The following is a 23,974-nucleotide window of genomic DNA, read 5'->3' as shown; positions in this document are numbered from 1 at the left end:
ATCTTCCCTTATGATTCTTTATTCTGTGATCAGGACTCAATACTGCTAGATACTTTAGCAAACCGTGAAATTATAAAAAATACAAAGTCCTTAATTTTAGTTTTTCAAGACAAACTAGACACATTGAATTTTAACCGAGCATGGCCGGAGCCGGGGTCGAACCGACGACACAAGGATCTTCAATCCTCTGCTCTACCAACTGAGCTATCCAGCCATTTCAGTAGATTATCATAGGGAAACATTCGCTTTAAAGCAATGATATTTCTAAGAACATGAACTCTAATCAAAGAGTTTACGAAAAAGTGCGCTCAGAACGCTAGGGTGTTAATTATAGTAGATTTCAACGATGTGAGGAGCTGTCAAGTTCTGAAATTTGGTTTTCTACAATTACAACAATAGAGTGCAAATGTATACAAAAGTTTCAATGCTAGAGTCACGATACCTAGACCACAAAACTCCATTAATCCTGTAATAGTGTATACAAATATTTTTTTTATACTATCCTCTCTAAGATTAACAGACCACACACTAAACAGTTTAGTCAATCCCATGATAGAACCGACTAATGGAAATGCTGCCATCACAGAATTTCTACGGGCTATTGAGTTCTTGAGATTCCAGTCATAATGAATATCCCAAATGCCTTCATCATCTCTAGGGAATATCATCTGGAGCCTTGTTGGGCATACCTGACTGATCATTTGATCGAATTCTTCAGTTGTTTGGTATCTAATCTTCATGGTAAAACTCTTATTAAAAAGAAAAACTGTAATATAATTAACGATTTGAACTTAAAAAACAACTTGTTTTTTAATAAACGTTTTATCCTTATTGAAATAATGTTTTTATTCCCAGTTAATGTTGTTTAATAGAATAATTTTTATATATGTATAGGTGCGTGAATTCTAGTTATTTTGTATAGTGCTCAAAGAGATTTTCAACTGTGTTAAAATCTTGAAAATTAGGTATGCGTAAATGCATTAAATTCAAGGTGGTTGTTTCTCAATAAAAGAAATTAAAAACGGTACAACAAGTATGAACGCAGAAAATGACTTTTCCTTGCCTAAACCGCAGTGGATTTACCGTGTAGGAATCGGGCAAGATAGCCATCGTTTCCTCTCTGAAAGTTCTGCAAAACCCTGCATTTTAGCTGGAGTTATCTTTGAAAATAGTCCTGGTTTCCAAGCAAATTCCGACGGGGACATTATTTTCCATGCTATTTGCAATGCTATTTCTTCTGTCACTCATAGAATCATACTAGGAGAAGTTGCTGACGAGCTTTTCCACACTCGTGGCATTACAGACAGTAGCGTATATTTATCTGAAGCTATAAAGTCTTTAAAATCGAACCAAATGATTTCTCACGTGGCCATTACTATTGAAGGGAATCGCCCGAAATTCCTCCCAAAACTCTCTGCTATGCGACAAAGTATTGCTTCAGCTTTGAACATCCCCTTAGGATCTGTAGGCATTACTGCGACTTCAGGAGAGGGATTAAGTGATTTTGGTTGTGGTGATGGTGTTCAATGTTTTTGTGTACTTACAGTTATGGAATATTGCGGTTAATACACATCAGCAACATAACGGCGCTCTTCCTTCAATTGGGAGAGCTTATTCTTTCCTAGAATGTCTTCTAGCGTCTTTTTTACCTCGATTCCTAATAGCTTACTTCCACATACAAAGAAATAGGCACCCTCTTTATAAGCTTCTAGAACAAGGTCTGCTTGTTGTTTGAGTAAATCTTGCACATAAAGTTTATGATCGCCATCACGAGAAAACGCTAAAAATAGTTTTAATAACTTATTTTCGACGGCTTTTTTCCAGAAATCTTGGTAATAGAAATTTGCTTTTTCGAAACGTTCTCCAAAAAAGAGCATGTTCATACCAGAATCGTTATTGTAGATACGCTGTTGTACGAACGCTTTATAAGGAGCAATTCCTGTTCCTGAACCAATCATCACAATAGGTTTATTTTGTACATCATCCGCAATAGTAAAGTGCTTTGTCGGTTGTACAAATGCATTACAACTCTTGCCTAACTCTAATTCCTTACACAAAAAGAAAGAACAGACACCGTAGCGTTGCTCATATTCCCCTGAATAATTCACAAGCCTGACTAAGAGCTCTATCTTATTCTCATTAGGATTGGGAGCTGAAGCTATAGAATAAAATCGTGGCAATAAGGGCAAAACACTCTCTACAAACAATTCCACAGGAATATTGGGTTTGTATTTTCGTATCGCATCGTAGAAAGTCATAGCCTCTTCTAGATCAGGGAAAAAAGACTTAAGCTTTGGGGGAAGTTTATTTACATTAGTATGACATCTTAAGAAATTATAGAGGGAAATCTGAGAAGATTCTCGAGATTGTATTAGTTGTTTTGGAGAATAACTTAGGCACTCAAGGATCTCCTCAACAACATGCATGGGATTCTTTGGAAATACACCAAGAGAATCCCCCACCTTATAGGACAGATTAGAGCCTGTTGTGTTAAAGAACAATTGATAAACGTGACCTGCATCAGAAGAAGCAATAGCGGAATCGCAACAAGAAATGAGCTCTCTTGAGAGAAGAGACACTCTCTGAGCTTTAAATTTCTCTAACAAATGCATAGCCGAGTCAGATGAATTTATGCAGCTTTGATTTTGATATCAACTCCTGCTGGAAGAGCTAACATTTTTAAAGCATCTATAGTTTTTCCTGTAGGATCTAGGATATCTATTAAACGCTTATGAGTACGAATTTCAAACTGCTCTCTAGATTTTTTATCTACATGAGGAGAACGTAGCACAGTGTACACTTCCCTCTTTGTAGGCAATGGAATAGGACCTGCTACACGAGCGCCTGTTCTTTTAGCAGTCTCAACAATATCTGCAGTTGATCGATCTAGTTGCCCTTGATCAAATCCTTTCAGACGAATACGGATTTTCTGTTTTTGCTGCTTCATATATTCCTTACTTCTTAACAATCTCTTCTTGAATTTTTTGAGGAACCTTAGCAAAGAAGGCGGGTTCCATTGTTGATGTTGCTCTTCCGGAAGTCAAGGATCTTAAAGATGTTGTGTACCCAAACATTTCACTTAGGGGTACTTCGGCATTTACTTGTGCCATACCTCGAGAAGATTCTTGACCTAAGATTTTTCCACGACGACGATTTAAGTCTCCAATAACATCTCCTAGATGATCTTCAGGAGTAATTACTGCAATTTTCATAATAGGTTCTAGAATTACCGGAGCAGCTTTTCTACAAGCTTCTTTAACCGCCATTGAACCACATATCTTAAACGCCATCTCACTGGAATCCACTTCGTGATATGACCCGAATACAATGTTCACTTTAACATCAACCAAACCATAGCCGGCAAGAACGCCTGTATTTAACCCTTCTTCCACACCCTTCATAACGGCTGGAATATATTCTTTAGGAATGACGCCGCCAACAATTTTACTGACAACTTCATTCCCTTTGCCTGGTTCATTTGGTTCAATCTCAAGGCAAACGTGAGCATATTGACCACGACCGCCAGACTGTTTTACATACTTTGTTTCACTGCTGCTATTTGTAGTAATCGTTTCTTTATAAGATACTTGAGGTTTGCCAACATTAGCTTCTACTTTAAATTCGCGGATCATACGATCACGAAGAATATCTAAATGTAGCTCACCCATGCCGGAGATAATTGTCTGTCCAGTTTCTTCATTTGAAGTTACACGGAAAGTGGGGTCTTCTTCGGAAAGAGCATTTAATGCTTGAGCTAACTTCTCTCTATCTCCCTTGGACTTTGGCTCAATAGCCATGTCAATCACAGGCTCAGGGATTTCGATACGTTCAAGAACAATTTCTTGATTTTCTTCGCAAAGCGTATCCCCTGTTACTGAGTATTTTAAACCTACGCAAGCTCCAATATCACCAACTGTGAATTCGTCTCTATCTGTTCTCTCATTCGCGTGCATTTCCAACAAACGAGAAATGCGCTCTTTCTTATCTTTAGTAGAATTCAGTATTGCTGAACCTTTTTTAAGAGTGCCAGAGTAAATACGAATAAAGGTAATACGACCGACGTAAGGATCCGTCATAATTTTAAACGCAAGAGCGGCTAGCGGTCCGTCTTTTCTAGGTTCTAGATAGACTTCTTCATTATTTTTTAGGTTAATTCCATGAATTGTTCCGCGATCTTTAGGAGATGGCAACCATTTGACAATAACATTAAGGAGTTGTTGCACTCCTTTGTTTTTAAAAGCGGTCCCACACAATACGGGGTTGATTTTATTTTCAATAACCCCTTTTCTCATAACGCTATGAATTTCTTCTTCTGTAATAGCGTCTGGATCCTCAAGAACCTTCATCATGAAAGCCTCGTTGCTCTCATCTACCGTAGCAAGCTCTTCGAGAAGAGCGTAACGAAGTTCGGCACACTTTTCTTTAAGTTCTTCAGGAATTTCACGCTCTTCCCATTTAGCACCTAGAGTTTCATCTAAGAAGTAAAGAGCTTTTTGAGAAATAAGATCGACCATCCCAACAAACTGACTCTCTGAGCCAATAGGACAATGCACAGCAACAGCGTTAGCACCAAGCTTCTCTTTCATGGACTCTACGGCAGCAAAGTAATCTGCACCCATACGATCCATTTTATTTACAAAAGCAATCCGAGGAACACCGTATTTATTCGCCTGTCTCCACACAGTCTCTGACTGAGGCTCGACTCCTGACACTGCATCAAACACGGCTACAGCACCATCTAGAACGCGTAGAGATCGCTCAACCTCAATAGTAAAATCGACGTGGCCTGGAGTGTCGATAATATTAATTTTGCAGTCTAACCAAAAAACAGTCGTTGCAGCAGAGGTAATAGTAATACCTCTTTCTTGCTCCTGCTCCATCCAGTCCATGGTGGCCCCGCCTTCATGAACCTCACCTATTTTATGAGTTCTTCCAGCGTAATAAAGAATTCTTTCCGTAGTTGTCGTTTTTCCTGCATCGATATGCGCCATGATACCGATGTTTCTAATCTTGCTTAAATCGAATTCTTGATTACTCATGAACTTGTTACGCCTCTTCCGAACCGAGATTAAATATTATTTTACCACTTATAATGAGCAAACGCTTTATTTGCTTCAGCCATACGATGAGTATCTTCACGCTTCTTAATGGTAGCTCCTTGCTTATTGAAACAATCAACAAGCTCGGCAGCCAATCCTACTTCCATAGATTTCCCTGGCTTTGCTCTAGCAAATTTAATAATCCATTGCATAGCCAAGCAATCCCTACGACCCGCCGCAACTTCCACGGGAACCTGATATGTAGCCCCTCCAACACGACGAGACCGAACCTCAAGCAAAGGCTTTGCATTTTCTAAGGCTTCTTCAAAAGCTTCTAAAACATTCTCAGCGCCTACTTTCTTAGCAAATCTTTCCAAAGCATTGTAAACAATCTTTCTCGCAATGCTTTTTTTGCCGTGCACCATAACTTTATTAATGAACTTTTCCAGAGTCACACTTCCATAGATAGGATCTGCTGGGATTACTTTTTTCTCAGCGGCATGTCGTCTTGACATATAAATTAACCTCTAACTTCTCATTCCTAAATAAAGAATAGTCCTACTTAGGACGCTTTGCCCCGTATCGAGAACGGCTTTGTTTTCTATTTTTGACAGCAGCGCAATCTAGAGCCCCGCGAACGATGTGATAACGGACACCAGGCAAATCTTTAACCCTGCCACCTTGAACCAACACGATGCTGTGCTCTTGCAAGTTATGGCCCTCACCACCAATGTAGGCGATAACTTCTTGGCCATTAGACAAGCGCACCCAAGCAACTTTACGTAAAGCTGAGTTCGGCTTTTTAGGAGTCTTTGTCTTCACTTGTAGACACACACCACGTCGTTGTGGGCATTTCTGCAAGGCTGGAGATTTCTTTCTAGACGCGCTAGATTGACGCTTTTTACGTATTAATTGATTAATGGTTGGCATGTATCCTTCTCAATTCAACCTAACTACTATAAGGGGGAAAATATAGAGTAAGGATCCCTTTGTTTGCAAGGGGTTATTTTTAGAAGGTAATTAGAGTATAATCATCTGATATTCAAAAAAATCATTCTAATATGGAAAAGTTATTTTTCAGTTTTAGAATTACAAAAACAGCTTCCTGAACTTATGGAGAAGAAATTAGGCATTCTCTAATAAGAGATCCCCTACATGAAAACAATAATCTATTACATTATCGTTAATATAACCAAAGAGAAACGCTAAAACTATTTGTTGTAATTCCTGTGTAGAGGAATACACTGTTTCTTTACCATGTTGGATAAAATAGATCCGAGACTTCTCTTCTGATATATTTTGTACAAATACCGTCGGAATAATGTGGGAAAGCAAACGTCTACCTAAAATTGTGTTAGACATCCCTGTTAACGACTTCGTTGACTCTTCTGATAAAAAGAGAACGTCTATATAGGGAAACAAAGACCAAACGCGGTCTCTATATTGATGGACAATATGAGGATTGTTAAGATCAAGTAGGACTTTATGGTTGGGACTACCAGCTTTTTTCAAAAAACTTTCTATGTAGCAACCATAAATCAACAAATCGCTATCAATCAAAGTATGTCCCACATCCGGGGATAAAGATAGTCCTGGAAGGTATTTGGGAGTTTCTTCAAGAAAATAGCAGAAAGTATCTTCTTGATTTGGGCAACGAAGAATAAGTCGGAGATGATCCCATTCATTAAGTGCTGGCCCGTATTCTGTCTGTTTTGAGTAATTAAGATAAGGCGGCTTGTCAAGTAAACTGATAAAACCTAGATTAGCTAGCTGATCTTCTGTAAGGCTTAGCGGTTCTTTCCTTGTTACCTTGATAGGATTTTCGGGAAAGGTTTCTCTATACATCAAAAAAATCTTTTTTATATCCGAGCTGTTTATGTTTTGTATCTCACCTACTTTCACGTCACATTTTTCAATAAATTCCTTAGGGGCCTCGAGGATAACATCGATAAATGGGCTGCCGAGCACAGTAAGAGATTTAGGCGCGATCCAGGGGAAAACTTCATAGCAGGCAACAGGAGCAGCTCGACCTATTAAAATAGAAGTTATCAATACGAAAAAACAAAGATAATACATAAAAGAATCTAAGTCACAACAATAGATTAAAAACTTTTATTTAAGTGTTTTCTTATCCTTTTTTTTTTTATAATATTTTCTCTTTAAGTCCAAGAAAACCTATGACTACGGAAATTCCTGCAAGTTTTGTACACGGGCATTTTCAACAGCAAATGCACGTTTCTTCACGTAATGTTGTGATGATTGCAATGGCTACGGTGTTCTTTATTCTTGCTTTGCTTTTATCAGGATTAAGTTTCCTACCACAAGCAACACTACCTTTTTCAGGGGCCTATTTTATCATAGGTTCTTTCCTAGTTTTCATTGCAATAGGCATATTATTGATCAATGTACTTTGTGATATGAAAAATTTTTTATGTGCCCGATCCTTGGCATCTTAAGAAAGAATATTTTTCTTACCAACCTGTTTATTCTGAATAAGTTTTTCTTCGGAGCAAAAATCTTCGCTCAAGCCTGAGCATTTTATGTCGATGTTACAAATATCCACGATCAACAAAGATATTTGTAATGATAAAAATACTACGTCTTTGCGTTCTTGTTCTAACATGCTTTCCTAGTTTCTCTTTTGCATCTGAATTGCTTCATGAAGAAGATATACGAAAAACTGTTGATAAGCTGATTGAGTATCATATAGATATTCAAGATATCTCTTCAGATATTTTGGTACGTTCCTTACTAGGTTACTCTCAATCTTTTGATCCTCATAAAGCTTATCTTACAGAACAAGAGATAAATAATTTTATCCATTCTGCAGATATCAAAAAACGCCTGTTAAAAAATTATAAAACGAACAATTTTTCTGTTTATCAGAATTTGAATCGTGTAATTAAAGAAAGTATTGTTCGAGCACGTCAATGGCGAGCCGAATGGTTATCCAATCCTGAAGCTTTGGTCAAGGAAGCTTCTTCCCATTCTCTTATAAAGAAACCTAACCAATGGGCACACTCTATCGAAGAGGCAAAAGAGAGGCAACGTTCATTACTACTCTCTTATATTTCTATGTATTTATCGGATAGTTCTAAAGATAGGTACCTGAGGAAGGAAGCTTCTTTAACCCAACTCTGTGTACGTCAACTTGAAGCATATGAGAATCCTTATTTAGGCATTAATGATTATGGGCAACCTATGTTACCTCAAGAGGAATCCCATCACTTCCATGTTCGTGTAGTGAAAGCTATGGCCCATAGTTTAGATGCGCATACAACCTATTTTAGTAAGGAAGAAGCTCTAGCCATGCGTATTCAATTAGAAAAGGGTATGTGTGGGATTGGCGTCATCTTAAAAGAAGATATTGATGGGGTCATTGTAAAAGAGATTATTCCTGGAGGACCTGCGGAAAAAACAGGAGAATTACATGTTGATGATGTGATTTATCGTGTTGATGGTAGAAGCATAGACAATCTTCCCTTTAGAGCTGTGTTAGATTGTCTTAGAGGCTCTCAGGGCTCTGAAGTGATCTTAGACATCCATAGTAAAAGCGGAAATCGCACAGTAAAGTTAAAACGCGAAAAAATCAGTTTGGATGATCGTCGCGTTGATGTTTCTTATGAAGCTTATGGTGATGGAATCATTGGGAAGATTACTCTGCATTCTTTCTACGAAGGGGAAAATCAGATTTCAAGTGAACAAGATCTAAAACGCGCAATTCAAGGCTTACAGGAAAAGAACCTCCTAGGTTTAGTTTTAGATATCCGAGAAAACACGGGTGGTTTTCTCTCACAAGCTATTAAAGTCTCTGGGTTATTTATGACTAATGGTGTGGTTGTTGTATCACGTTATGCAGATGGGAGTATCAAACGTTACCGTACGATTTCTCCAAAAAAATTCTATGATGGACCATTAACCATCCTTGTTTCGAAAAGTTCTGCATCTGCAGCTGAAATTGTTGCGCAAACATTACAAGATTATGGTGTAGCTATCATTGTTGGTGATGAGCAAACTTATGGGAAAGGCACAATTCAACATCAAACGATTACAGCAGAGGCTGGTACAGAGGGATTTTTTAAAGTTACTGTGGGGAAATACTATTCGCCTTCTGGGAAATCGACACAACTTCGAGGTGTACGCTCCGACATTCATGTAGCTTCTCGCTATTTTGCAGAACCTTTAGGAGAACGTTATTTAGAACACCCTCTATCTTCGGATAGTTGTGACAATGTCATGAATGATAATTTAGGAGATCTAGATTCCCACATGCGTCCTTGGTTTCAAAAATACTATATACCTAATTTACAAAAAAAAGAGACTGTTTGGAGAGAGATGCTTCCTCAGCTTACCGAGAATAGTAGGCAGAGGTTAAGTGAAAATAAGAACTATCAAATCTTTTTAGAAGAACTAAAAGATCCTTCAGAAGCCATTCGTCCTTTTGGAAGCAACGACTTACAAATGGAAGAATCTGTAAACATTTTAAAAGACATGATCCTTTTAAGAGATCGTAAAGCGACTGTTTCTTTAGGAGGTTAAATACCTCCTAAATGTCTAAGATATTAAAAATTCATACGTCTCTATTCTACTATGATGCTGAAGCAGTTGTCGCCTCAGAACTTGCCATAGTAAAAATTATATTTGATTGGTTAATCTGACCATCATCTAAAATATCTTCAGTTGTTGCCAATAGACGTTTGCATAAACGCCATTTCTCTGGAGTACAAGGCTTTTCCATAAACACTGAAGTTGCTAGCAACTTAACCAAACCAATAACCGCAGGGATCAAGAATAAGAAAGCATTTCTTCCCAACTGCCCCTGCAATACAAATGTTAAAGCTAAACCAGCTATAAGTAAGATAATTCCAAGTACTATCATAGTAATTTGGAATGCTCTTGATCGTACGATTTTTGATGATTTTATTGGGTTTATTATGTGTATTCTACACCAACCTAGTACAGAATTAATCAAACTAACCTGCACCCCTTCATCTTGTATTACCTGATCTAATCCTGGTCGGATTAGATTTGTAACATCCCCATCTACACTATTTGCGTTGTCACCCGACATCCGAAAACTCCTTATCTAAACACATTAAGACGAAAGAGTTTAACCTACCCAGGTATTAATTAAAATTTTTAATTTAATTTTGTAATATTTCCTAGAATGGATCCACAGAAAATAGTAATGATGACAAAGAGAAACAAAAAAGCCGTCCTAGAAAATTCTAGGACGGCTTTTTCGTTTACAAATCCTTCAAAAAAGAAACTTAAAAGATTAATAAACGTGCGTATTTTCTGTATCGGCAACAGGTACCGTTAAGGTATCTGAAGAAAGAATAGCCTCTCCTCGTGCATCTCCTGGGGCAATCCCTTTTAATGTTACAGAAAACTCTACAGATTCCTTAGAACCTAATTTAGGCAGAGCATCAAATACTACTGTATTACCTGTAATGGTTCCTTTTGTTGGGCCTGAAGAAGAAACGGGTTGCAACTCCTTAGAAAACTTAAGGATTAACGAGACGTTAGTATCTTCTGCAGAACCGCGGTTTGTCACACAAATACGGTATACAGTATTTTCCCCTACGCAAATAGGATCATTAGTATCGATTACGCACATATGAGTAGCTGCAAGACCTTTCCAATGGGTTGTAGCTTCTGCACAAGAAGTGCAGGTTCCACAATCGGAGTTAGTTTTGACAACAACTTGATTTGTGAATTTACCTGGGCTTTGTGCTTTAGCAACAACTTTAAATTGAAGAGTCTCTCCTGGGCACATCTCTTTGATGCACCATACAGCTTTGTTACAGCAGATTTCAGCTCCAGCAGCTTCTAAAATTGTAGCTCCTGAAGGTGCGGTATCTTCTATAACCACATCATAAAGTTTAAGATCACCTGGGTTGGATACAACGATAGTGTATTCTACAGGCTTACATACATAAGACCAGTCAGCTCCAGAGATATTTACTTGTACGCATGGTTCGTTAACTACAGTAGTTACGTTGGAAGAACATTTATGTCCTCCGCAGTAAGATACAGTAGCAACGTTAGTAACTTTTCCTCTCTTTTGCGGGCAAAACTCCACACAGAAGCATTTAGAATCACCAGGACGCATATCTCCTAAGTTAAAGGAAAGAACGCGTTGTCCTGAAGCGTGAGTATAGCCATCAGGAACTGGATTATCGACAACAACATTACGGGCTATAGCAGAACCTGTGTTGCAAACTTCGATTTTGTAACAAACTGGGCAACGTAAGCAAGCACATTCAGGACCTTCTTGCTTAATACAAATAGCTGGTTGTCCGCATTTGGTATAAGAGCGAAGTTCTGGGCAAGCACATACAGTAGCAGCGGTAAAACAACAACCTTCTTTAAGAGGTTTTACCCAAACGGTAATTTTGCATTTTTCACCTTGACCTAAGCGATCAATTGTCCAGATTAATTTGCTATCCGAGGTAGGTGTTGTAGCAGGATCACTGCTGACAAACTCAACTTCGCAAGGAAGCTGTTGAGTAATAACAACATTAACACAATCTTTTTTACCTACAGCAAGAATTTCAATAGGATAAGGAGATCCTACTGTTGCATATTCAGGTACAGCTTGGCTAATTTCAACGTTACAGTCATCGTTAACACGGACACAATACATTTTGCCGTAGCAAGATTCTTGTGTAGTATCTACTGATTGGCACTGGCCACCTTCACAAGGATAAAATTCTTTATCACAGAAAGCACCAGTATGTTTTTGTTCTTGTCTTTGATTTTTGTTACGACCAAATCTAACTTTCTTGGCTGTTGTTTGCAAAACATTGTCATCTGAGTTTTCAGTACTAGCAATGAATCTTGTAGCAAGAGACTCTGCAGCAGCGGCCTCTATCTTCCCGCTGGCAAATGAACTCGCCATACTAGTTAGCGCGAGGACCGTAACTACTCGTCTGATGAGTTTGGACATAGGGATCTCCTATCGCGTGTGTTATTTTTTCTTCTGCCATCGGGTAGAAAGTTATGCACTCTTACCCTCAACATTTAAGTTTATTTTTCATAAAGGCAGTTAGCAGGGAAATAATTTACCTCCTAACTACCTAACCAATTTAAGTAAACAGATAAGAACTGTTACTTATTGTTTGCATCTACCGTCTAGAGATGTACAACCTTTAGCTTGAGGTCCTTGAACTCCTGAATTGCACTCAGAGCCACATGGCTTGGAGCAAGAAGGTGTATAGACGCCACAAGGGCTACAGCCTTTGTCTTTCTTGTTACCACAAGGATTGCATGGCTTAGGCGCACAAGGATCTTCAAAACAACAATCTACAATACGGCAACAACTAGTCAAGCCAACAACACCACAAAATACTGTAGCTAGTAAAACAGCTTTCTTCATAAGTTTATAACTCCTTTCTAATTAGAAAACTTAACGCGCTTGATTCCTTATTAAAAATCCTTTCAATTTTTAATAATTAATAAAGCACTTTCCCATGAACAATATTACAATAGAAAATAAAAATTTTATCAATTCTTTTTTCTATTTTATATTTTTTCTTAAACTAATTATTTTCCAGGTAGAAAAAATAAAACTAGGGTTAAACTAACACGATTGGTTAAAGAAAGTTGAATAGCTACAACTGTGCTATAAAGAAAGCCTGAAGAACTTGATTAATAAACCACTTGATCAAGTCATTTTGATGAAGAAGAACTTTTTCTCTTCTTAAATCATTGATATTCACAGATGTATGATTTTATTATAAAAGTCATACTGATAATTAATAGATAATAAAAAGAAAATTATTCTAACATTTAAACAAATAGGGAGTTGAGAAATGAGAAGATTTTCTTTTGTATATAGTATTTTCTTTTTATCTCTCTTTGTATCTAGCTGTTCCTACGCTCCCCCTCCTCGTAGCTATATTCTTGCACAAAGACGGGTCCCTCTAACTAAGCAAGCGAATTCCCTAGACTTTTCTCTAGCCAAGTCAATTTTTCACGCATCTTACCCAAAAAACATATAGTTCTGTTGCGTAAAATCTAAGCAGTGAGTGATTTTTAAGCAAAAAGTCTTAAAAATCGAAAACTTTACTTTCAAGATCTTCTTCTTTAAGAACTTTATCGATGGTCGTTTGAATTTTCTTAGGCACGCCCCCAAGGAGATTTTGTGCATGAACAAAACGCGCGCGTGTACGAGGCTTTCCTAATAACTCCATAGAGTCAAATAAAGGTAATCCCTGCTTTTTCCCTGTAATCGCTACATAAAGTAAAGGGATAACAACCTTCTTATGATGTACTTGGAAAGCTGATGATAGCCATTTTGATCCCTGATAAAACTGGTCTTTAACCCATAGATCAGATTTTTCTAAATATTTGACATAACTATAAAGAAGAATAGCAGCCTTCTCCTCAGAAATAGTTGCTGGCAAAAGCTCCTCTTTTGAATATTCAGGAAGAACGGAAAAGAAAAATCCGGTAAATCCTATGAATTCGGCAAGAGTAGTAATGCGAGATTGACATAGTGGAAGAATTTTTAAGAAAAATTCATCATTGATTAACCAATCTTTTAGCTTAGCTAACAGGCTTTCTGATGACCCTTCATGAGTAAGGTAATGCTTATTCATCCAATCCAGTTTTCGGGTATCGAAAACCGCTCCCGACTTTCCAATACGTCGAGGATCGAAGTTTGCGATAAGCTTCTCTAAAGAATAAATCTCCTCATCACCCTCCATACTATACCCCATCAGGGTAAGAAAGTTCATGAAGGCTTCTTTGATGTAACCAGCATCTCGATAATAGAATATCGATGTAGGATTTTTTCTTTTGGAAAGTTTTGTCCCGTCAGGATTAAGAAGTAATGGCATGTGGAGGAAAGTAGGAGCTTCCCAACCAAAAGCTTCGTAAAGAAGCAGGTGTTTAGGAGTAGAACTCAACCACTCCTCTCCACGAAGGACATGAGTAATGCCCATGAGATGATCATCCACAACATTAGCAAAGTGATATGTAGGGAAGCCATCGGATTTGATCAAAACCTGATCATCTACGTCTGCCCAAGGGAAAACCACCCTACCCTTGCAATAATCATCAAGAACGCATTCCCCAGTAAGGGGAACTTTCAACCGAATAGTATACGGTTGTCCTTCTCGGGTGCGAGCCTCTATCTCCTCAGAAGAAAGATAGCGGTACCTGCGATCATAGCCTCCGCGATACCCTAAAGTCGTGGCTACAGCTCGCATTTCCTCAAGTTCTTTAGGTGTAGCAAAACACTTGTAAGCGTAGTCTGTTTTTAAAAGGAGTTCAGCATATTTTCTATAGATTTCTGTACGTTCTGACTGCCTATAAGGGCCGTAGGGGCCACCTATATCAGGTCCTTCATCCCACTGAATCCCGCACCACTTAAGTGCGGAGAAAATATTTTTTTCATAATCATCACGGCTACGTGTTTGATCCGTATCTTCAATTCTTAGGATCATCTTCCCGTTGAATCGTTTTGCAAAGATTTCATTAAACAAAGCCATATAGGCTGTCCCTACGTGGGGATCCCCTGTAGGTGACGGCGCAACTCTAACACGTACGTTTTCCCAAGCCATTCTTATTTAATCCTAAGACGAAAGAGACTTGATACCTTGAACCTAGTTATTTCTTCAAGTGAAATCCTTTTCTAGGCTGTCTCAACAAAATGAGAGACGAAAAAACAAACTCTGCATCCCTAATCAAGCTACAGAGTTTTTATGAAAAATCACTCAGACCCGATTTATCTGCATCTAAACAGAAAAATTAAAAAAACACGAGATGTTAATAAGGCGAAAGAGATAAAAGCAGTAGCTAAGAAGCAGAAAAAGACAAATTATGAACTAGTTGTTCTCAAACAGGAGAGTCCCGGAAGAAACTGTTTCTTCTGGTTTCGCTGTAGCATGCTCAACAACTGCAACACCTTTGACTTTCTTTGCTGTTTGCTTATTCAAGTACTCGCTTTTGTATCTATCGATCTCTGATTGGCTAATAACCCAAGCAGCACCTTTACGCTCTCCGCGCATAGTCCCTGTACGTGTAGCATAGTATACTTTTTGCACCGGGATCCCTAACATATCTGCGACTTGGTTCACAGAATAACAACCCTTATCATTATCAAAGAGTAATTCACCTTGATAAAGCGACTTCTTTCTTGAATAACGATTACGTTTGTAGTCTTCCAAATCTTTTAGATCGATTTCCCACCGCGTTGTTTTAGAAGCCTTTAGTTTCTTTTGTTTGATTGCCACATAAATTGCTTGCCGTGTTACATTGTGCAATTTTGCAGCTTGTGTAATAGAAACCATCTCGGTTCCTTCCTGTTCCTTAAGTTGCTGCGCATCTTCTCTGTCGTCTACATCGAAACAGCTTTCATGTTGTATGCATTCCATACGTTAGCAAACCTCCCCCCTCAACATATTGTAAAATTAAAACAACCTTAATAGTTAGTAGTTCTTCCTTGTTTTTTAGAAATTTTTAAATAAGCATTTTCCTAAGAAAAGCTTTATTAATCAAGCTTTTTTGTTAATACAAAGTTGATGTTTTTGGTTTAAAACTTAATAAAACCAAACTACTCTATGTTTTATTAATATTTCTTAACATTAAAACCTGGGAGTTTTAACAAAATGAGTCCATTTGAGCGCAAACCCCTCATTCCAAACATCTTACAATGAAGCGATTTTAAAAAGCTTTGTGATTTCATTTTGATCTTTCCAAGCCAAAAGTTTTTATTTATTTAAAAAACTATTTCAACTGCTGAAAATTAAATAGCCGGATCAGAAATAACCCGATTGTATCGTAGTAATTTCAACTCTCTATTTTAAAATCCTATTTTAACTATGATAAAGTACTCTGAAGCGCTTTTTATAATGCTTTGACTACTTTATGCGAGTATTAGCACCTTAATTTTGAAGACAAATCTAGGGTAGGGACAACAGTGCCACAGAGAGCCTTTTACGTAAAAGATTCTCTATCCAGGCACAAATACGTTTTCGTGTAGTTGAAGTTAGCTCGCATCAACTGTTGTTTCGGTTAATTGGGTCTCCCGAATCAAAATGGTCCTTAATGTGTGCAACAATCTGTTGTATAGTGCTCTTATCAAGAGGACCTTGATGATGTAGAAGATGTTCTCCTACAGGGATCTTTCTACCAGGAAGAACAGGGGCACTAGGATCTAAAAATGGCGCTGCAAAACAATTATCCCTACTGAACACACCGTCCCCTATTAATTGTGATTCGAAACCTACTCCGTGTATAAATAATTCTGGGCAAACAAGAGATTCGCTTAACTTTGCAGAGTTTATCTCCCAGCCTAACAACTTAATCGACCACATTCCTAGTTTCCCCACCCATTGAAGTGCAATTGATGAAACTGACTTTGGCCCACGATCTTTGACGACAAACCAGCGAATACCATCACTTCCATCGGTGACTTCGCTACTCAGCGCTTGAGCCTGTACTAGGGTACCTAAAGAATATCCATAGGCAATAATTTGCGTTGCCCTTGGGCCATCGGGGTGATTGCGAAGATAATGAACACAAGCTTGGTAAGCTTTACCTAAAGAGCTGGGTGAAATATTCCCTCTACTATGCATCACTCCTGGATAGTTAAATACCAAAACATTGGATTGAGCTTGTTTGGCGATCTCTAGTATCCAATCATCATTACAATAAAGAATCGCTCTATTTTCAAAACACTCGCTATTCCCTAAAGAGGCAAGCATCCACCTATCTGTTTTGGCCTCTGGGAATGTGACTTTTATAGCATCAATAAATAAATCATCATGTTGAATAGGAACACGTGTCACGGAACTGGCATAACCATTATCTACCCAACGTTTCGTTTGAACATGAAAGGCCTCCTGTAATAACTTTCTGGGGCTACACAGCGGTACTACGAAGGCCCCACCTGCAGCAGGAAGCAAAACGTTCTGGCATATCTTTCCCAATACCCAAAGTAAACCTAGGGGAATGAATAAAATAACTCGAATAATTAACTTAACTATAGCCCAAATAACATCAAATAACTTGTAAATCACAGGACAGTGGGCCCTTCTCTGATATGCCTTACGATTGGCTTCGGAAGAAAATATAAGGATTTCAGGTTTGGGATTCACCGTAAACAAGGAATTACCTGTAACAGATGGTTGAGTGACTGAAAACATTTCTACTGACGAATATAAGAGTTAAAAGCAAGTATTTTAAAAAAAAATGTGGAATAAAACAAAGAAAATGTTCCTATTCATCTACTTAAATTAAGTATTTCTTATTAAGAAGAATGAATTTTAAAATAAAAATTATAAAAACTTTGCTTTAATTATCTTCAGAATTCCATAAAAAAACCCGGAAAATTACTCACAACAACCACTATTCAACCTTCCTAGACTTGCCTAGAACCCTAGATCACTTCATCTCTTGTTACGAGGTAATCAGCGAGAAAATGCTTACTTTGGATTATATTCAGAGATATTTTCGCTGATAAAAATATCAGGAGAGACAAACTTAGAGAGGTCCTGCCTTCAATAAAATTGGGTGAGTCATTTAAAACTAGGCTTCAGAAAAACTCAAGAAAAAAGCATTAAGAAACCCTCAAAACAAGGCACAGAAGTTTAATGTTCAAAAGATTAAAACTTTGCTGTTGTATCCTTGTAATTTAGTGGAAGAATATGAAAATCACGCACTAACAAATGAATTACTCCTCCGTTGGCAGATTGGGATAAACGTGGTGTATAGGCAAGTTCTAAAGGTTGATTCCAACTCGCTTTTAGGGCTTCTATTCTATCCCCTAATCCAAAAGCTATGCCTTCTAAATTTCTTTCTCCGTAATTAAGATAGAGTTTCAGATGATTACCTGGTAATAACTTCGGATAACGCACCTGATGTACTACGGTATAAAATATAGGTACAGGATTACCTTTGCCAAAAGGTTCGAACAGATCGATGGAGGAGAGTAAATCGTGATCTATCTCATCAAAATCAGCTCGAGCATCTAAGGGAAGGGTAACTACGGAGTTCTCCTTTTTTAATGAAGAATTCACAAGATGAATAAATTTTTTTCTAAAAGCTTCTATTCGGTCTTCATTAATGATAATGCCTGCCGCAAAATCATGCCCCCCATAAGATATGAACATAGGAGAGCACTTTTGTAATATTCCAAGAAGAGGGAAAGACCCTATTGTTCTTAACGATCCTTTCCCTACCCCTCCCTGATTAGAAATAATAGCTACGGGCTTATTATAAGCTTTAGCTAGGCGTGCTGAAATAATAGGAATGACTCTTGAATGCCAATCTTGTGATGATAGTACAATAGCTGCTTGTTTAATGATATCAGGCTGATTTTTTAAGATTTTTTGTACATCATGAAATACGTCTGCCTCTATTTTTTGGCGTTCTCTATTTATTTTGTCGAGATATTGAATTATTTCATCAGCAACTTTTGGATCTTTAGTAAGCAACAACTCAACGCCTTTAGACGCGTCGGCAAGCCTTCCCAAACTATTCAGTTTCGGAGAGATTTTCAAAACAATATCTGTAGAGGTAACTTCTGAAGGATTTACCCCTGAAAAAATGCATAATTTATGCAACCCCAACCGGGACCCTTTGGCGATTTCTTTAATGCCGTGGCGAACCATTGTACGATTCTCTCCTAAAAGGGTCCCCACATCCGTCACTGTCCCTAAAGTCACTAAATCTAATAAATGCTTAATATCTACTTTGAGTTTTGGATTGTTTTTCTGTAACGCGTCAACAACACCACGGGCGAGTTTAAAAGCGACACCTACACCAGTTAGATCTTTATTTGGATAAGCATGATCTCTGAGTTTCGGATTTAATGTTGCTACGCAATGAGGAATTTTACCTGTAGGCATGTGATGATCTGTAACAATGACATCAATGCCTTGCTTATTGATATCACTTACTTCTTTCCCTGCAGTAATCCCACAATCTACTGTAATCAGCAAAGTAACACCTTCTTCCTTCATCTTGGCAATCAACAAAGAAGGTTCGCCATAATGTTTGAGTAACGCTCCTAAGAAACAATAGCTAACCTTCATTTCTATAGATCTCAAAAACTCTACAAGAAGAGCCACTCCTGTTATACCATCAACATCACTATCCCCGTAGACCATGACATGCTCATTACGTTCTTTTGCAAGAAGCAAACGCTTTACAGCTTTTGACATATCAAGTAAAAGTTCGGGATCATGAAGGTTGGAGAGATGCACATAAAGAAAATTCCGGACTTCATCTACCGTTTGAAATCCTCGAGAAATAAAAGTCTGTGCAGCGATCGGATGAAGATGTAATTCCTTTATAATGAAAGAAAGTAGTGCAGGATCATGCTTAGGATATATCCAAGTAGGACTAGATACAGAAGAATTATCTTTACTTGCCATAGATGTTCGCGTCGTAAAAACTCTTTAAAAATCTATCTTTCTAAAGAGCATTTTCTCATCCTTCTGAACCAAAAACAACAATAACTCCAGGTTATTGTTGTTTTCTCTCCTCTTTACGAACCATAAATAGAAGAAGAGGCGGTGCTATGTATAGAGATGATAGTGTACCTAAAAGAATACCTATTGTCATGATGAAAGCAAAGTTAAAGATTGATCCTCCACCAACAAATAATAATATTAACAAGACCGATAGCGTTGTTGCTGTGGTCATTACTGTTCTTCCTAGAGTTTTTTGTAGAGCATCGTTAATTAAGATCGGCATGGGTGTAAATAATTTTTCCTGACGATCTTCACGAATACGATCAAATATGATTAGGGTATTATTTAATGAATACCCCAACACTGTCATTAAAGCGCCTACTGCTTGTAAATCAATTTGTATTTTTTGCAAGAAGAAGTGCGTAGCGATTAATACAGCACAAGTAGCAAGAAGATCGTGAATCAAAGCACAAATAGCACTAAATGCGTAACGCCATTCGAAACGCAGGCTGACATACAGTAATATGATTAATAAGGCACCCATCAATGCTATGAAAGCTTGTTGGCGCATCTTATTAGAAAACTGACCGCTAACTTTAAACCAAAAATTCTGAACATCTTTGAAACTTTCAGAAAAGATATCGATCCCCGTATCAGAAAGTATGTTCATAACGATAGATAGTTTAGGATCTGCCGCTTCCATAGCTGGTCTTTCTGGAGTCTGCACCCGAGTTAGTGCGTTCTGACTGAAATAAATTTTTATCTTCTCAGAAGAACCAAAAGTTTTGATTCTAAAGTCTCTCGGAGATAGCCCTACTTGCTTAAATTTATCTCCCAATTTGCTGCGGAACTGCGTAACATCTACAGATTTCTGATCAGCCATATTCAAGGTAAGGGCATAACCACCTTTAAAATCCATACCTAAAATAGAATTCCAAGCGCCAAAACCTAAAGCAACGCACCCTATAGCAATGACACTTCCGGAGACTATCCAGAGTTTTTTGCACTCTTTCAAGAAATCATGCTTGATGCCGATGAATTTATTCATCATGTGTAGCTGTGTTTCTTGAGTTTTATTCATCCACACCATGAAGAAAAACTTCGTCATAAATAAGGCTGTAAACATTGAGGAGAAAATTCCTAAGATTAAAGTAAGAGCAAACCCTTTAATCGGCCCTGTATCTAAAACTAAAAGAAGTAACGAAGCCAATACGGTCGTTAAATTGGAGTCAAAAATAGCTCCGAAAGCCTTCTTATACCCTGCCTCTACAGATTGAGTAAGACTTCGAGATAGTAAATACTCCTCTCGAATTCTTTCGAAAACAAGGACGTTAGCATCTACAGCCATCCCCATAGCAAGGACAATTCCTGCCAACCCAGTGAGGGTTAGTGGTGCATCGAGATATTGTAAAGCTGCCCAAATTAATAGAAGATTGAGAATAACAGCCCCGGAAGCAATGACACCGCCGAACTTGTAATAAACACTCATTAAAATTATCAAAACAGCAAGACCAAGGCATATGGAAATGATTCCCTGTGTACGCTGCTGTTTTCCTAATTCAGGAGAGATAACTTCCTCACTTAAAACTTCCGGAACAAAAGACATAGATCCTGATTTTAAATCCGTAGCTAAGCGGTTCACTTCACGATGGGAAAACTTCCCAGAGACGCTGGCTTGATCTTTCAAAGGAGCATTTAATACAGGATCACTAACTACGTAACCATCAAGTATAACAGCCATTCTCCACCCTCTACCTGAAGAATACTGACCATTCGCAGTTCCACTTATGCCTTCCTGACAGTAAGTAGAAGTCCATGCATGGAAACTCTCTGTCGGAGAAACATCGTGGGCTTTTTGAGTTATACCAGTATCTTTTACCGAGAAGTTTAAAATATAACCTTCGCCTACAGCAAATTCTGGCCGAATATTTTTTAACGAAGCTCCATCTAAAGCATAGTTACGAAAAACAATCATTAAGGGGTTTGCCTTACCCTCAATATCCTTTTCTATAGCGATCATTGAATAAGTAGTATCTAAATGCGATGAAGAAATCTCGCTATCAATTTTTGGGAAAGCAAGACCTTCCTGTTGCAGTTTGGCTACTGCTTCTTGAACACTAGAGGGTAAGCGGGAATTTGGATTGTTAAAAATATAACTCGCGAGCTTATTCACTGCTTCCGGGGAAGTAGCGTCTTGACTTTGTGCTGTAAACCATAAATAGTCTAAAAACCTTTGGACTTCATAACGCAGAGCAGAGTAAGGAGAGAACTTTTCATTTACTACGTGGAAAGTCATTTGAGAAGTTCCTATAATTTCCTCGGAAGAAATTTTGGTAAATCCAGGAACACTTAAATGTACGTTATCTCCTTCTCTGCGTATTTCTACTTCTGAAACCCCCAGCCGATTTAAACGCGCGTAAAGCTCATCTGAAACCTTAAGAATCCCTTCCTTATCTGTTAACTGCTTCCCTTGATGATCCTTGAAGGCTAAGCGGATCTGTTTCCCACCGATAAAATCAATCCCTAGACGAAGGACACTATCCCCTCGAGAGTATTTGCGTAGGTTAAGTTTAAGATTTTCAACAAAAGCACTTCGATGAGGTACGGCAGCACGTATACGCTGTTGAGGATCCATAGAACAACTGGACTGCTGGTATTGCTCGTGCCAACGTACCCACTCTTCTTGACGGCGCTTTTCAATACGATTTAGAGTTTCTAGACGATCGCGAATATCGCGCACTTCAAGGCTAGCAGTTTCACCTTCATGGGCAACTACAAAATTTTCTCCCCAAACATCAAAGTACCTTTGTAAAGGCTGTCGGATTTCTAAAACCTCATCCTCTCCGAGACTCCAGGGAGTGGCATCTGTATGAGCAAAACAATTGTATAAGTTTTGCAAATCCTTATCGAAAATCTTAGAGTCTTCTCCTGCCCCTTGCTCATATTTCGCTGCAACAGAGCGTAATCCCTTAAGCACTACATAGATAGACCCCTTAGAAAAATGCGAACAACTTTTCTCTGGCGAGAAAATAAAACAACCGTAAGCATCGCTTTCTTTGGGCAAACGACAATGTATGGGGAAATGCTCGCGAATAAGATCGCAAGATTGTGCTGGGGGTCTGTTCAAAGCTAGTGTAGCTAAATGCTCGACTATCCCCTGATAGATACGTCGTCCATGCAGCACGATTTTTCCGCTCGCATCTTTATCACTGAGATTAAACGCAAATCCTTGAACAGATTCTTGAGCAGGTCGTTGAAGCTTATGAGCCAATCTTTGTTTTTCTTTTGCCAACCACGAATCAAAATCTAGGCGCTGTTCTGCAGACAACTCATCACGTTTAGCAAGCACATTAGGATCGAGACAAAACACTAATTTTCTTTCCTTAGGAGAAAAATCTACGGAAGAAAAGAATGGAGATAGTGCGCTGCAATCTAAAGAATTATCCACTATACGCGTAAAAGCTTTTTTCCATCTTGGCGATCTCAACTTCAAATTTTGATACACTGATTGTAAAACAGATCGATGTTGTTCTGAAAGATCAGAATTCGTTGATAAATTTTCCAATCGTGATAAAAATGCAGAGTAATCCTTCTCAGAAGAGAAGAAGTAATTAAGTAGCGCTGTAGTCCTTGAATTCGGAAGAATTTCTAAACCTACTGAAAGGTTCTCTGCTAGTTGCACTACCTTAGCTGTAGATGCTGTATTCCAAATCGAGGTATAACCACAGGAACAAGAACGAACAGGAACTGGAGTAATCAAAGAAAGAGCAGCGTTTAAAATTTCCTTTTCTGGTTCCGCATCTTCTCGATTGTAGGGGACAAAAGAAAAATCATTTTCTGTTAAAGCCGTAGTTAAAGCTCCGGTAACTTGAACAACCCCGCCATCTTTATTGTCATACCCTAAAACATATAAACGTGAGGATTTTATAGGGACCGTAGGTTCGCCATAAATCATATTTTCAAGAAACGTATACACATCTGCATTATCTTTGAAGTGAATATTCACTACACCCGGGATACTTGGATGCTGTACAATATGTCCGCGTAATTTCAATGCAGAGAGTACAGAAGAAACTCTGGGAATAATATCGCTACGTACTTCAGCAACCTGATTCGTTAACTTACGAACTATTTGTTGAGCTTCTTTCTCATCGACTTTTTTATTTAGCGGTCGTGAGTAATACAGACATGTGGGCAACACATAGTACAGAGCTAATCCAAAAACAAAAATAATAATACTTAAATTGCGTCCAAATCTCTGTTTCATTGCGTGGCTCTTTTAAAATAGCGAATATTTTGAATAGAAATACTAATGAACTAAAATACCAATTGAAAATAATATCGTCAAATGAAGACCTGTTTAGAAATTTAAACAGATAATTTGTTGCGAAGAAAGCATTACATTCTTAAGGTTATAACTTATAAGTTGGAAACATCTCTTTTAGTTATGATTTCCTATAAACTTAAATTTCATAAAAAATCAATCTACCCCAAGAGACTATCTTT

20 protein-coding genes and 1 tRNA gene are annotated in these 23,974 nt (G+C 38.1%); 4 read left to right on the top strand and 17 right to left on the bottom strand.

The window, feature by feature from the left end:
• Nucleotides 1–141: 141 nt before the first annotated feature.
• Nucleotides 142–214 (bottom strand) — tRNA-Phe (locus E1N70_RS03010).
• 145 nt (nucleotides 215–359) lie between these two features.
• The gene (locus E1N70_RS03005) at nucleotides 360–740 is read right to left on the bottom strand and encodes a hypothetical protein (RefSeq protein ID WP_244201096.1); all 381 of its coding nucleotides are present in this window, start codon (nucleotides 738–740) and stop codon (nucleotides 360–362) included.
• Between the two features lie 295 nt (nucleotides 741–1,035).
• Between E1N70_RS03005 and ispF the strand changes: the two genes are divergently transcribed.
• On the top strand, nucleotides 1,036–1,566 hold the full coding sequence (gene ispF / locus E1N70_RS03000) for a 2-C-methyl-D-erythritol 2,4-cyclodiphosphate synthase (RefSeq protein WP_131744067.1): 531 nt from the start codon (nucleotides 1,036–1,038) through the stop codon (nucleotides 1,564–1,566).
• On the opposite strand, the gene E1N70_RS02995 is transcribed toward ispF, so the two are convergent.
• The 6 genes from E1N70_RS02995 to E1N70_RS02970 form a co-directional block, all read right to left on the bottom strand.
• Nucleotides 1,563–2,612 (bottom strand): ferredoxin reductase domain-containing protein, encoded by a 1,050-nt coding sequence (locus tag E1N70_RS02995; RefSeq protein ID WP_131744066.1) that lies wholly within the window; start codon nucleotides 2,610–2,612, stop codon nucleotides 1,563–1,565. The genes ispF and E1N70_RS02995 overlap by 4 nt on opposite strands.
• 17 nt (nucleotides 2,613–2,629) lie before the next feature.
• On the bottom strand, nucleotides 2,630–2,947 hold the full coding sequence (rpsJ, locus tag E1N70_RS02990; protein ID WP_006342871.1) for a 30S ribosomal protein S10: 318 nt from the start codon (nucleotides 2,945–2,947) through the stop codon (nucleotides 2,630–2,632).
• 7 nt (nucleotides 2,948–2,954) lie between these two features.
• On the bottom strand, nucleotides 2,955–5,039 hold the full coding sequence (fusA, locus tag E1N70_RS02985; protein WP_131744065.1) for an elongation factor G: 2,085 nt from the start codon (nucleotides 5,037–5,039) through the stop codon (nucleotides 2,955–2,957).
• Between the two features lie 41 nt (nucleotides 5,040–5,080).
• Nucleotides 5,081–5,554, bottom strand: a complete 474-nt coding sequence (gene rpsG / locus E1N70_RS02980; RefSeq protein ID WP_131744064.1) for a 30S ribosomal protein S7 — start codon at nucleotides 5,552–5,554, stop codon at nucleotides 5,081–5,083.
• A 43-nt stretch (nucleotides 5,555–5,597) separates the two neighbouring features.
• Nucleotides 5,598–5,969, bottom strand: a complete 372-nt coding sequence (gene rpsL / locus E1N70_RS02975; RefSeq protein ID WP_006342868.1) for a 30S ribosomal protein S12 — start codon at nucleotides 5,967–5,969, stop codon at nucleotides 5,598–5,600.
• Nucleotides 5,970–6,164: 195 nt separating this feature from the next.
• Nucleotides 6,165–7,115: a carbohydrate kinase family protein gene (locus E1N70_RS02970; protein WP_131744063.1), complete on the bottom strand. Its 951-nt coding sequence runs from the start codon at nucleotides 7,113–7,115 to the stop codon at nucleotides 6,165–6,167.
• A 101-nt stretch (nucleotides 7,116–7,216) separates the two neighbouring features.
• On the opposite strand from E1N70_RS02970, the gene E1N70_RS02965 reads away from it, so the two are divergent.
• Nucleotides 7,217–7,495: a hypothetical protein gene (locus E1N70_RS02965; protein ID WP_131744062.1), complete on the top strand. Its 279-nt coding sequence runs from the start codon at nucleotides 7,217–7,219 to the stop codon at nucleotides 7,493–7,495.
• Here the strand turns inward: E1N70_RS02965 and E1N70_RS05120 are convergent.
• A complete protein-coding gene (locus E1N70_RS05120) occupies nucleotides 7,492–7,662 on the bottom strand; it encodes a hypothetical protein (RefSeq protein WP_165478213.1) in 171 nt (56 codons plus the stop codon). The genes E1N70_RS02965 and E1N70_RS05120 overlap by 4 nt on opposite strands.
• Here E1N70_RS05120 and tsp point away from each other — a divergent pair.
• On the top strand, nucleotides 7,623–9,578 hold the full coding sequence (gene tsp, locus E1N70_RS02960; protein ID WP_131744061.1) for a tail-specific protease Tsp: 1,956 nt from the start codon (nucleotides 7,623–7,625) through the stop codon (nucleotides 9,576–9,578). The two genes, E1N70_RS05120 and tsp, sit on opposite strands and share 40 nt — an antisense overlap.
• A 49-nt stretch (nucleotides 9,579–9,627) precedes the next feature.
• Here tsp and E1N70_RS02955 read toward each other — a convergent pair whose 3' ends face one another.
• The 3 genes from E1N70_RS02955 to E1N70_RS02945 all read right to left on the bottom strand — a co-directional run bounded on the left by E1N70_RS02955 (nucleotide 9,628) and on the right by E1N70_RS02945 (nucleotide 12,420).
• The gene (locus tag E1N70_RS02955) at nucleotides 9,628–10,110 is read right to left on the bottom strand and encodes a cysteine-rich outer membrane protein (RefSeq protein ID WP_131744060.1); all 483 of its coding nucleotides are present in this window, start codon (nucleotides 10,108–10,110) and stop codon (nucleotides 9,628–9,630) included.
• Between the two features lie 207 nt (nucleotides 10,111–10,317).
• Nucleotides 10,318–11,991, bottom strand: a complete 1,674-nt coding sequence (gene omcB, locus E1N70_RS02950; RefSeq protein ID WP_131744059.1) for an outer membrane complex protein OmcB — start codon at nucleotides 11,989–11,991, stop codon at nucleotides 10,318–10,320.
• Nucleotides 11,992–12,156: 165 nt separating this feature from the next.
• Nucleotides 12,157–12,420 carry a small cysteine-rich outer membrane protein gene (locus tag E1N70_RS02945; protein ID WP_131744058.1) on the bottom strand — a complete coding sequence of 88 codons (264 nt, stop codon included), beginning with the start codon at nucleotides 12,418–12,420 and terminating at the stop codon, nucleotides 12,157–12,159.
• Between the two features lie 436 nt (nucleotides 12,421–12,856).
• On the opposite strand from E1N70_RS02945, the gene E1N70_RS05260 reads away from it, so the two are divergent.
• Nucleotides 12,857–13,045, top strand: a complete 189-nt coding sequence (locus E1N70_RS05260) for a hypothetical protein (protein WP_131744057.1) — start codon at nucleotides 12,857–12,859, stop codon at nucleotides 13,043–13,045.
• A gap of 48 nt (nucleotides 13,046–13,093) precedes the next feature.
• Here the strand turns inward: E1N70_RS05260 and gltX are convergent, their stop codons facing one another.
• From gltX to secD, 5 genes are all read right to left on the bottom strand, one after another.
• A complete protein-coding gene (gltX, locus tag E1N70_RS02935; RefSeq protein ID WP_131744056.1) occupies nucleotides 13,094–14,611 on the bottom strand; it encodes a glutamate--tRNA ligase in 1,518 nt (505 codons plus the stop codon).
• Between the two features lie 264 nt (nucleotides 14,612–14,875).
• Nucleotides 14,876–15,424, bottom strand: coding sequence for a helix-turn-helix domain-containing protein (locus E1N70_RS02930; RefSeq protein WP_131744055.1), 549 nt, complete (start codon nucleotides 15,422–15,424; stop codon nucleotides 14,876–14,878).
• A gap of 624 nt (nucleotides 15,425–16,048) precedes the next feature.
• Nucleotides 16,049–17,197, bottom strand: coding sequence for a CPn0927/CPn0928 family alpha/beta hydrolase fold protein (locus E1N70_RS02925; RefSeq protein ID WP_131744054.1), 1,149 nt, complete (start codon nucleotides 17,195–17,197; stop codon nucleotides 16,049–16,051).
• Between the two features lie 459 nt (nucleotides 17,198–17,656).
• Nucleotides 17,657–19,429: a single-stranded-DNA-specific exonuclease RecJ gene (gene recJ, locus E1N70_RS02920; protein ID WP_131744053.1), complete on the bottom strand. Its 1,773-nt coding sequence runs from the start codon at nucleotides 19,427–19,429 to the stop codon at nucleotides 17,657–17,659.
• Between the two features lie 91 nt (nucleotides 19,430–19,520).
• Nucleotides 19,521–23,735 (bottom strand): protein translocase subunit SecD, encoded by a 4,215-nt coding sequence (secD, locus tag E1N70_RS02915; protein ID WP_131744052.1) that lies wholly within the window; start codon nucleotides 23,733–23,735, stop codon nucleotides 19,521–19,523.
• Nucleotides 23,736–23,974 lie beyond the last annotated feature (239 nt).

Origin of the sequence: Chlamydia buteonis (assembly GCF_900634605.1) — a bacterium.
GTDB classification, from domain to species: Bacteria; Chlamydiota; Chlamydiia; order Chlamydiales; family Chlamydiaceae; genus Chlamydia; species Chlamydia buteonis.
This window is presented reverse-complemented; position numbering and strand designations above follow the sequence as displayed.

Excerpts from the sequence above, each read along its gene's own strand:
- E1N70_RS03005 (WP_244201096.1), bottom strand. The coding sequence starts at position 740 with ATGAAGATTAGATACCAAACAACTGAAGAATTCGATCAAATGATCAGT.
- ispF (WP_131744067.1), top strand. The coding sequence starts at position 1,036 with ATGAACGCAGAAAATGACTTTTCCTTGCCTAAACCGCAGTGGATTTAC.
- E1N70_RS02995 (WP_131744066.1), bottom strand. The coding sequence starts at position 2,612 with ATGCATTTGTTAGAGAAATTTAAAGCTCAGAGAGTGTCTCTTCTCTCA.
- rpsJ (WP_006342871.1), bottom strand. The coding sequence starts at position 2,947 with ATGAAGCAGCAAAAACAGAAAATCCGTATTCGTCTGAAAGGATTTGAT.
- fusA (WP_131744065.1), bottom strand. The coding sequence starts at position 5,039 with ATGAGTAATCAAGAATTCGATTTAAGCAAGATTAGAAACATCGGTATC.
- rpsG (WP_131744064.1), bottom strand. The coding sequence starts at position 5,554 with ATGTCAAGACGACATGCCGCTGAGAAAAAAGTAATCCCAGCAGATCCT.
- rpsL (WP_006342868.1), bottom strand. The coding sequence starts at position 5,969 with ATGCCAACCATTAATCAATTAATACGTAAAAAGCGTCAATCTAGCGCG.
- E1N70_RS02970 (WP_131744063.1), bottom strand. The coding sequence starts at position 7,115 with ATGTATTATCTTTGTTTTTTCGTATTGATAACTTCTATTTTAATAGGT.
- E1N70_RS02965 (WP_131744062.1), top strand. The coding sequence starts at position 7,217 with ATGACTACGGAAATTCCTGCAAGTTTTGTACACGGGCATTTTCAACAG.
- tsp (WP_131744061.1), top strand. The coding sequence starts at position 7,623 with ATGATAAAAATACTACGTCTTTGCGTTCTTGTTCTAACATGCTTTCCT.
- E1N70_RS05120 (WP_165478213.1), bottom strand. The coding sequence starts at position 7,662 with ATGTTAGAACAAGAACGCAAAGACGTAGTATTTTTATCATTACAAATA.
- E1N70_RS02955 (WP_131744060.1), bottom strand. The coding sequence starts at position 10,110 with ATGTCGGGTGACAACGCAAATAGTGTAGATGGGGATGTTACAAATCTA.
- omcB (WP_131744059.1), bottom strand. The coding sequence starts at position 11,991 with ATGTCCAAACTCATCAGACGAGTAGTTACGGTCCTCGCGCTAACTAGT.
- E1N70_RS02945 (WP_131744058.1), bottom strand. The coding sequence starts at position 12,420 with ATGAAGAAAGCTGTTTTACTAGCTACAGTATTTTGTGGTGTTGTTGGC.
- E1N70_RS05260 (WP_131744057.1), top strand. The coding sequence starts at position 12,857 with ATGAGAAGATTTTCTTTTGTATATAGTATTTTCTTTTTATCTCTCTTT.
- gltX (WP_131744056.1), bottom strand. The coding sequence starts at position 14,611 with ATGGCTTGGGAAAACGTACGTGTTAGAGTTGCGCCGTCACCTACAGGG.
- E1N70_RS02930 (WP_131744055.1), bottom strand. The coding sequence starts at position 15,424 with ATGGAATGCATACAACATGAAAGCTGTTTCGATGTAGACGACAGAGAA.
- E1N70_RS02925 (WP_131744054.1), bottom strand. The coding sequence starts at position 17,197 with ATGTTTTCAGTCACTCAACCATCTGTTACAGGTAATTCCTTGTTTACG.
- recJ (WP_131744053.1), bottom strand. The coding sequence starts at position 19,429 with ATGGCAAGTAAAGATAATTCTTCTGTATCTAGTCCTACTTGGATATAT.
- secD (WP_131744052.1), bottom strand. The coding sequence starts at position 23,735 with ATGAAACAGAGATTTGGACGCAATTTAAGTATTATTATTTTTGTTTTT.